The sequence below is a fragment of the Rhodococcus sp. (in: high G+C Gram-positive bacteria) genome (genome assembly GCF_049591685.1).
In the GTDB taxonomy this organism is placed as follows: Bacteria; Actinomycetota; Actinomycetes; order Mycobacteriales; family Mycobacteriaceae; genus Rhodococcoides.
The window spans coordinates 1-8,488 of sequence record NZ_JBAWFH010000022.1; the positions used below are offsets into that span (position 1 = coordinate 1).

The window sequence follows — 8,488 nt, forward strand, 5'->3', positions numbered from 1 at the left end:
GACCCTGGACATGCACATGTCGTGGCTGCGCCGCAAGATCGGAGACGAGGGCACGGTGGCCGAACGCCGAATCGCGACGGTTCGGGGCGTCGGGTTCCGTATCAACAACGACTAGGCGGGTCGATGCGCCGCCGCATTCTCCAATCGATCCTCGCAGTGGTGCTTCTGACTGCCCTGCTCCTCGGCCTGCCGCTGGTCTACACGGCATGGCTGTGGGTCGAGGACTTCACGCGTGACGATCTGCAGCGCAGGCTCGACCGGATGGCGTCGGAGATCCTGTCCCAGGAGGGCGATCGAGGGATGGTCGTCGGGCAACTCGACATCGGCTCGCTCCGACTTGCCATTCCGGAGTCGGGCCGGCTGGTCGTCGTTTTCCCGACCCCCGAGGACGCCGCGTCGCGAGTCGACATCGGTGAGGCGTTCGTGCCCCGGCCGATCGTCGAATCGTTGTCGATGGGCACATCCGGGTCGTTGCGGCTCGAAGTTCCGTCGGACGACATGCGGACACTGCAGCGCCAAGCCGTCGGCGCCGTCGGTCTCGTCGTCCTGGCGTCCATCCTCGCCGGAACAGCCGTTGCGGTACTCACCGCGAAACGTCTGGCCGATCCGCTCCAGGACGTCGCTCGTCGTGCTGCACGACTCGCCGAGGGCGACTTCCGTCCGGATCCGCGGCGGCACGGCATCGCAGAACTCGACCGGGTGTCCGAGGTCCTGGACTCGGCAACCGTCGAGATCGCTGGACGCCTGCAACGCGAGCATGCCCTGGTCGCCGACGTCTCGCACCAACTGCGAAGTCGATTGACCGCGGTTCGGCTCCGACTCGACGAGCTGTCGACATACCCCGACCCCGACGTGGTGGCGGAGGCGGAAGAAGCCATGGCTCAGGTCGATCGTTTGACGCTCGCGATCGACGAGCTTGTGCGGTCCTCCCGCAGCGACGGGGCTGCAGACGCGGAAGCCGTGCCGGTGGTCGCCGAGATCACCGGCCTGGTCGCCGATTGGCAGCACAGCTTCGAAGACGCCGAGAGAGAGCTCGTTCTGCGAGGCGATTTTGACGTGACCGCGTCGGTGACGGGTTCGCGGCTACGCGAGGCGGTGTCGGTACTCATCGACAACGCTCTGTCGCACGGAGGTGGTACGTGCATTGTGTCGGTTCGGCTCATCCCGGCTCTGGACACCGCCGAACGTCGCCGTGAGCCACTGGCATGTGTGGAGGTGGCCGACGAGGGCGAGGGAGTCAGTAACGAGTTGGCCCCGCACATCTTCGATCGCGGGTTCTCGGGTGCGGGTTCGACAGGTGTCGGGCTGGCTCTCGCTCGTGCCCTGGTCGAAGCCGACGGCGGGAGGCTCGAACTGCAACGGCGTCGGCCTGCGGTGTTCTCGGTATTCCTCCCGGCGTCGCGCACGTTGGAGGCGCCGACACAGACTGCTCGCGAGCCCCGCTAGCTGTGACCGAGCTGCTCTTCGGCCGATTCCTCGGGCGTCGGGTCGTAGTCGGTGGAGCCTGCTGCTGCGCCGCGGACATTCTCTTCGGGGAACGCGAACTTTCGTAGCGCCCAGAAACGAAAGGCCATCTGCATCAGGTTGCCGATAATGTAGTTCAGGACGAAGTCGACGATGACCAGCATCGTCAGACTGGCATGGCCGTCACGGATGTCGAAGACGTTGTTGGCGATGAAGAGGGGCGCCGCGGCGATGATGACGCCGACCCCGCTGATGGAGAAGAACAGCAGCGCCTCGTGGTGACGCTCGCGTCCGCCACGGTTCTTGAACGCCCACTCGCGGTTGAGGATGTAGCTCAGAATCGTCGCCATCACACCCGAGATGATCTTCGCGACCGTGGGCTTCTGCTCGAGGACGGTGAGACTGAGCGAATAGAAGATCGCGAGGTCGAACACCATCGTCGTACCACCGACGATCGCGAACTTTATGAGTTCGCTATGACGAATCGCCAGCTCCCGAATCGGGCCGGGAAGGCGATGGATCACGCTGTCGATCGTGGGCACAACGGAGAAGTCTACGAAACGATGGGCCCAATTCACGAACCGGCGCGCGGATCATCAGTGTTTCCTCAGGACTCTCGTCAGTAATTCCTCAGGACTGCCGTCCGTGTTTCCCCAGGACCGGTCCGCGGAACCGGGTTGATTCGACGGCAGGGCAGGGACTGGACGTGAGTTCGATCGGCCTCGCGTGAGAACATTGACAGCCGTGACCGGTCTTCATTCGAATCCCGAGGCGATCAACCCGCCTCGCCCCAGCACTCCTCGTTCGTCGACCTCGGGGATGCCCGTGGTTGCGATGATCGGGGGAGGCCAGCTCGCGCGCATGACGCACCAGGCGGCGATTGCCCTCGGGCAGACTCTTCGGGTGCTTTCTGCGGGTGCCGACGAGCCTGCAGCTCAGGTCAGTGCTGACGTGGTGCTGGGCCGTCACGACGATCTCGATGCACTGCGCACGGCCGCGACCGGTTCGAATGCGCTCACATTCGACCACGAGCAGGTCCCCACAGAGCACCTCGAGGCCCTGGTGGCCGAAGGTGTCAACGTGCAGCCGCCGCCGTCGGCGTTGATATTTGCGCAGGACAAGTTGCGGATGCGTCGCAAGCTCGAGGAATTGGGTATTGCAATCCCGGCCTATGCGCAGGTCACCTGGGCGGGGGATGTGACGAAGTTCGGTGAGAAACACGGCTGGCCGGTCGTGGTCAAGGCCGTTCGCGGGGGATACGACGGGCGAGGGGTGTGGATGCCCGCCGACGCGGACGAAGCCGAATCCATCGTGGCGCAGCAGCTCGATCTGGGTGTACCGCTGATGGTCGAGCAGAAGGTCGAGCTTCGACGCGAGCTGTCGGCGATGATCGGTCGGTCGCCGTTCGGCCAGGGAGCGGCGTGGCCGGTGGTGGAGACGGTGCAACGGGGCGGTCAGTGCGCGGTGGTGTTGGCTCCTGCGCCCGGTTTGGACGAGGACATTGCCATCGACGCCGAGCGGATGGCCCTCGGGCTCGCTGCCGAACTGGGCGTCGTGGGATCGATGGCCGTGGAATTGTTCGAGACGACCGACGGGAAGATTCTCGTCAACGAACTCGCGATGCGGCCACACAACACCGGGCACTGGACGATGGACGGCTGTCGCACCTCGCAGTTCGAGCAGCACCTCCGCGCCGTGCTCGACTACCCACTCGGCGATACGACGCCGCTGGCTCCGATCACCGTGATGGCCAACATTCTCGGAGCGGCAGAGGCGCCCGCGATGAGCATGGACGAGCGGCTGCACCACCTGCTGGCGCGGATGCCGGACGCAAAGGTCCACCTCTACGGCAAGAGCGAACGCAAGGACCGCAAGATCGGGCACGTCAACATCGTCGGCGGCGCCCACGGACGCTCCGCCGACGAGGCGTACGTGGCTGCGGTGCGGGAAAAGGCGGAGCGCGCGGCGCACTGGATGTCGCACGCCGAATGGACCGACGGATGGGATCCGCACGCATGAGCGAAGCAGTGAACAGGGATGAGCTCGGGCCTCAGGTCGGGCTCATCATGGGTAGCGATTCCGACTGGCCGACAATGGAAGCAGCCGCGGAGGCATTGGCCGAGTTCGGCGTCCGGTTCGAGGTTGGCGTGATCTCCGCCCACCGCACCCCGCAACGCATGATCGACTACGCGAGAAGCGCGGCAGGACGCGGACTGAAGGTCGTCATCGCAGGCGCGGGTGGGGCTGCGCATCTTCCCGGGATGGTCGCGTCGGCGACGCCGTTGCCTGTCATCGGTGTTCCGGTGCCGCTGAAGTACCTGGACGGAATGGACAGTTTGCTGTCCATCGTGCAGATGCCCGCCGGGGTGCCGGTTGCGACGGTGTCCATCGGCGGCGCACGCAACGCCGGACTCCTGGCGGTGCGCATTCTGGGTGCCTCGGACGTCTCCATTCGGCAGCGTATGGAAACGTTCCAGGCAGGACTCGAAACGATGGTGTTGGAGAAGGACGCCGCGCTGCGGGCAAACCTGCTCGGTTAGCGCCCGGTGTCCGTTCGGCTGCGAGATGCGACGCGGGGGAGCTTTCAGGCCCTTCTCGCGTCGCATCTCGCGCTCGCCTATGCCCGGTGTTGGCGTGCCCACATCCAGTTCGACGACGACACTCGCCTGTTCGTCGCGTCGGGAATGCGTGGCGGTTTCGGCCGCGGTGGAACCACCATCGGCGGGGTGTACCTCACTCGGCGCAACGTCTCCCGTGCCGTCCTGCGCCATGAAGCCGTGCACGCCGACCAATGGGCGCGCTACGGATTGTTCTTCGCCGTCCGCTACCTCTTCGAGGAAGTGCGGCGGCCCGGCGCCCGCAACAGATACGAAATCGAGGCGGGGCTACGAGACGGCGGGTACACGTCCTAACCGAGAGTTTTGGTCACCTTCTCGGTGGCGATGCGGCGTTCGGTTCTTGCCGCGTCCGGGTTCTGCACCTGAACGAGCGACGCGCCTGCCACCAGGACCGACACGAACCCGTCGATCAGCTGGTCGGCATCGTTCCACGGTAACGAGGACAGAACTCGATCGCCGACGGCCACCGAGTGAGCCTCCGCGCGCGAACGTGCCGCGGCGAGAACGTCGTCGACGGAGCGACCGTCGAGGGCGCCTTGCTGACCCGACGGTCGAAACTGGTCTCCGTGGACGCGGACCGACGTGGCGTAATCGGTGACGCCGATGGGTAGGCCCGGCACCGGCTTACCGAAGGCATCCAACGACAGCGCGAGGATCTCCGAGACGTCGCCCGCCTCGTCGATTCGGCTACCGTGGACCAGGGCGACCTCTGCGTCGGCGTCCGTGGTGAGTGTGACGTCTGCGCCCGCCCACCAGGCGCCGAGCAGCACCGCTGCGGTCTGCCAGTGAGCAGGTAGCAACACACTCACACGCGCCCCGGGTTCGAGACCGAACTCGTCTCGAAGCAGATTTGCCGTCTTGGCCGCCCAGTTGGCCAACGTGATGGTCGACACCTCGACCCGCTCGCCGGTGGCGTCGTCGTAATAGGTGATGCGAGGCCCGGCGGGATCAGTTGCGAGGATCGGATCGAGCAGGACCTGGGTCAGAGTCGAAGCCACGTTCCGAACCCTATCGGATCCGGTCGGACCGATCAGTTGACGCAGGCGGGTCCCTGCGCGCCGGCATCGATCGCCGGCGCCGGCGACTCGGACCCCGACGTCGCGGTTGCCGGCGTGGCACTCGCCGCTTCCGTGGCAGCTCGGCCGTCCGAACCGGGCCCCGCGTAGTCGGACGCGAGGACGACCCGGACGGTATCGGCGGCGAGAGTGTCGTCAGCCGCCACGTCGAGGCCTCCGAGCGCGGCGGCGACGGCTCTGGCTTCGTCGCTCTCGGGGTCAGTGGCCTGAATCGTCGTGCGCTGCAACGACGTTCCCTCGTAGTTTTCGACGGTTCCGCCGACGTAGCCCAGCGCTCCGAGTGCACTCGCGACGCCGTTGGCGAGGCCGTCGATGCCGCTGTCGTTGGCGACATCGACCGTCACCGACGACGGGTCGATGCTCGGGGCTTCCGCGTCGGACGGTGAATCCTGTTCGTCCGCAGTGCCGTCCAGCAGTCCCTCGACGTAAGTTTTGACGGCTGCGGGATCGACCTCGACGACGGACTCGCCGTAGTCGGTGATCCCGTTGATGTCGAGCGCCGGGATTGTTTCGAACTTGACCTTGCCGCCGGCCAGATCCTGCAGGCGCGTAGCGAATTGCAATATGTCCCAATCGGAATCGAGAACGACCGAACGTTGCACCGCTGTGCTCAGCTGGCCGAGCTTGCTCGGGTTGCTCAGTGTCTTGGCGCTCAACACACTGCGAACCAGTGACGCCATGAACACCTGCTGACGCACGATTCGGTCCAGGTCCCCCCGCGGCAGGGCGTGCCGCTGACGGACGAAGCTCAGCGCATCTGCACCGGACAGGGTTTGCTCACCCGCGGGAAAATTGGCACCGGACATGGGCTCGTCGACCGGCGCGTTGAGGCAGACATCGACCCCGCCCACCGCGTCGGTGAGCAGGACGAAACCGAGCAGACCGACCTCGGCGTAGTGGTCGACGGTGATGCCGGTCAGGTCGGCGACCGACCCGATGAGCGCTTCGCGTCCCGCCTCCGTCGATCGGGTGTCGGCCTCTGCGTCGACAACGCCGCTTTCGACGAGTTCGAGGCGCGTGGTCTCCTTGGTGGCACCGTAGGCGGCATTGATCTTGGACATGCCGATGCCCGGTACCGCGACGTACGAGTCTCTCGGAATGGAAATCGCCGTGGCCGAGGACCCGTCGTTGGGTACCCGGATCAGAACGATCGTGTCCGTGTTGGAAGCAACCTCTTCGCCAGCCCGCAACGAGGCGAGTTCGTCCTGCGACAGAGCATTGCCGTGCGCATCGGTGCGGCTGTCGGTCCCGACCATGAGGATGTCGACCGCGCCGTCGGAGCCGCCGCCGAGACCGAGGGCGCCCGCGGTGGCGATGTTGGAACGGAGACTGTCGACACTGCGCCACGCGAAACCTGTGAGCACCAGCACCAATACCGACACAGCCGCGACGATCATCTGGGGCGGACGCAGGCGACTGGGGGACCCGGCAGACCCGGGGCGGGGATCCGACTCGCGTTCGACCCTCGACCTGCCGTTCGGGCGCCTGCGAGGCTCGCCGTGACGAGATCGGGGGCGAGGCTCACCCCGGAATGCGTCCGACTCTCGTGGCACCAGGTCTCCTCGCGGTTTCGTATCGGCTTCTCGTCGTCCCCAGTTGTCGAGGCTACTTGTGAAATCTCACTGCCTCGCTCAAGCGGCAACGGCGTGCCACACTTTCCGACTGTGGCGAATATCCTTGTGACCGGAGCCGGCGGACAGCTCGGACGGCAGATCCTCGACCGGGCAGGCGTCGCCTATCCGGAGAACCAAACGGTCGGTGTCACCAGCGCCGAGCTCGACATCACCGACCCCGGAGCGGTCTCGGACGCGATCGAACCGGGCACCATCGTCATCAACTGCGCTGCCTACACGGCTGTCGACGCCGCCGAGACCGACGCCGACCGCGCGCACGCCGTCAACGCGGACGGCGCACGCAATCTCGCCGAGTCGTGTGCCACCGTGGGTGCTCGGCTGGTGCACATCTCCACCGACTACGTGTTCGACGGCACAGAAACCGCTCCGTACGAGACAGATCACCCCACCGACCCGAGGACCGTCTACGGCCGCACGAAGCTCGCGGGCGAGCAGGCAGTGCTGCGGGCACTTCCGTCGGCCGCAGTGGTGCGTACCGCCTGGGTCTACACCGGCGTCGGGACGGATTTCGTGTCCACCATGATTCGACTCGAACGCGAGCGCGAAACGATCAGCGTCGTCGACGACCAGGTCGGGTCGCCCACGTATTCGTACGACCTCGCCGGGGGACTGCTCGAACTAGCGAATGCCCAGGAGGTGGGCGGAATCCTGCATGCCACCAACGCGGGTACGGCCAGCTGGTTCGACCTCGCTCGCGCCGTGTTCGTCGGCGTCGGCGCCGACCCCGACCGGGTGGCGCCGTGCTCGAGCGCCGAGTACGTAAGGCCCGCCCCGAGGCCTGCATTCTCCGTTCTGTCGGCGGAGTCGTGGCGACGCGCCGGGTTGACACCTCTTCGCGATTGGCAGGACGCGCTCGCCGACGCACTGCACGCAGACCGATAGTCTTGCCCGCGTGAGTTCCAAGCTGGCCGTCGTGACGGTGACCTATTCGCCCGGGAAGTACCTGGATCAATTCTTGGCCTCCCTCGCAGACGCGACGACCCAGACACCGCAGGTGATCCTCGCCGACAACGGATCGACGGATGGCACGCCGGAAGCCGCGGAGGCTGCGTATCCGAACGTGAGGCTGTTCCGAACCGGAGCGAACCTCGGGTACGGCGGGGCAGTCAACCGTGCGGTTGCCGAAATCGACCGGTCGATCGAATTCGTCGTGGTCGTCAACCCCGACGTCCGTTGGCATCCCGGTTCGCTCGACGGACTGCTCGCCGCGGCGGAGCGCTGGCCGCGCGCCGGTGCCCTCGGTCCGCTGATACGCGAGCCCGATGGGAGCAGGTACCCGTCGGCGCGCGCCGTGCCCGACCTGACGTCGGGTGCGGGCCATGCGCTGCTCGGCAAGGTGTGGCCGAACAATCCGTGGACGCTTCGATACCGACAGGACAACGAGGCAGTCACCGAACGGGCCGTGGGGTGGCTGTCGGGTTCGTGTCTGTTGCTGCGTCGATCCGCATTCGACTCCGTAGGGGGGTTCGATTCCCGCTACTTCATGTACATGGAGGACGTCGACCTCGGTGATCGGCTGGGGAAGGCCGGCTGGCAGAACGTCTACGTGCCGTCGGCTGAGGTGTTGCACGCCAAAGGGCACTCCACCGGTCGCGATCCCGCCCGCAACCTGGCGGCGCACCACACCAGCACTTACACTTTCCTCGCCGATAGATACCCGAACCGCTGGCAGGCGCCATTACGGTGGGCTTTCCGG

10 protein-coding genes are annotated in these 8,488 nt (G+C 66.1%); 7 read left to right on the forward strand and 3 right to left on the reverse strand.

Annotation, left to right across the window (positions count from 1 at the left end; genetic code table 11):
* Both WBQ44_RS00700 and WBQ44_RS00705 read left to right on the forward strand, forming a co-directional pair.
* Positions 1 to 115: winged helix-turn-helix domain-containing protein (locus WBQ44_RS00700; RefSeq protein WP_495564825.1), on the forward strand; the 115-nt coding region annotated here is incomplete at its 5' end.
* Between the two features lie 8 nt (positions 116 to 123).
* Positions 124 to 1,446, forward strand: coding sequence for a sensor histidine kinase (locus WBQ44_RS00705; protein WP_495564817.1), 1,323 nt, complete (start codon positions 124 to 126; stop codon positions 1,444 to 1,446).
* Here WBQ44_RS00705 and WBQ44_RS00710 read toward each other — a convergent pair.
* Entirely contained in the window at positions 1,443 to 2,006 is a 564-nt protein-coding gene (locus WBQ44_RS00710; RefSeq protein WP_495564818.1) for a GtrA family protein, read from the reverse strand. The genes WBQ44_RS00705 and WBQ44_RS00710 overlap by 4 nt on opposite strands.
* A 277-nt stretch (positions 2,007 to 2,283) precedes the next feature.
* On the opposite strand from WBQ44_RS00710, the gene WBQ44_RS00715 reads away from it, so the two are divergent.
* The 3 genes from WBQ44_RS00715 to WBQ44_RS00725 are packed head-to-tail and all read left to right on the forward strand — an operon-like array spanning position 2,284 to position 4,376.
* The gene (locus tag WBQ44_RS00715) at positions 2,284 to 3,483 is read left to right on the forward strand and encodes a 5-(carboxyamino)imidazole ribonucleotide synthase (RefSeq protein ID WP_495564826.1); all 1,200 of its coding nucleotides are present in this window, start codon (positions 2,284 to 2,286) and stop codon (positions 3,481 to 3,483) included.
* The gene (gene purE, locus WBQ44_RS00720) at positions 3,465 to 4,004 is read left to right on the forward strand and encodes a 5-(carboxyamino)imidazole ribonucleotide mutase (protein WP_495564819.1); all 540 of its coding nucleotides are present in this window, start codon (positions 3,465 to 3,467) and stop codon (positions 4,002 to 4,004) included. Before WBQ44_RS00715 ends, purE begins: the two co-directional genes overlap by 19 nt.
* Before the next feature lie 6 nt (positions 4,005 to 4,010).
* The gene (locus WBQ44_RS00725) at positions 4,011 to 4,376 is read left to right on the forward strand and encodes a hypothetical protein (RefSeq protein ID WP_495564820.1); all 366 of its coding nucleotides are present in this window, start codon (positions 4,011 to 4,013) and stop codon (positions 4,374 to 4,376) included.
* On the opposite strand, the gene WBQ44_RS00730 is transcribed toward WBQ44_RS00725, so the two are convergent.
* The gene (locus tag WBQ44_RS00730) at positions 4,373 to 5,080 is read right to left on the reverse strand and encodes a TIGR03089 family protein (protein ID WP_495564821.1); all 708 of its coding nucleotides are present in this window, start codon (positions 5,078 to 5,080) and stop codon (positions 4,373 to 4,375) included. The genes WBQ44_RS00725 and WBQ44_RS00730 overlap by 4 nt on opposite strands.
* A 32-nt stretch (positions 5,081 to 5,112) precedes the next feature.
* Entirely contained in the window at positions 5,113 to 6,555 is a 1,443-nt protein-coding gene (locus tag WBQ44_RS00735) for an LCP family protein (RefSeq protein WP_495564822.1), read from the reverse strand.
* Between the two features lie 267 nt (positions 6,556 to 6,822).
* Between WBQ44_RS00735 and rfbD the strand changes: the two genes are divergently transcribed.
* Complete coding sequence (rfbD, locus tag WBQ44_RS00740; protein ID WP_495564823.1) at positions 6,823 to 7,674, forward strand: dTDP-4-dehydrorhamnose reductase; 852 nt, start codon at positions 6,823 to 6,825, stop codon at positions 7,672 to 7,674.
* Positions 7,675 to 7,684: 10 nt separating this feature from the next.
* A partial coding sequence (locus WBQ44_RS00745; protein WP_495564824.1) for a glycosyltransferase family 2 protein occupies positions 7,685 to 8,488 on the forward strand: 804 nt, incomplete at its 3' end.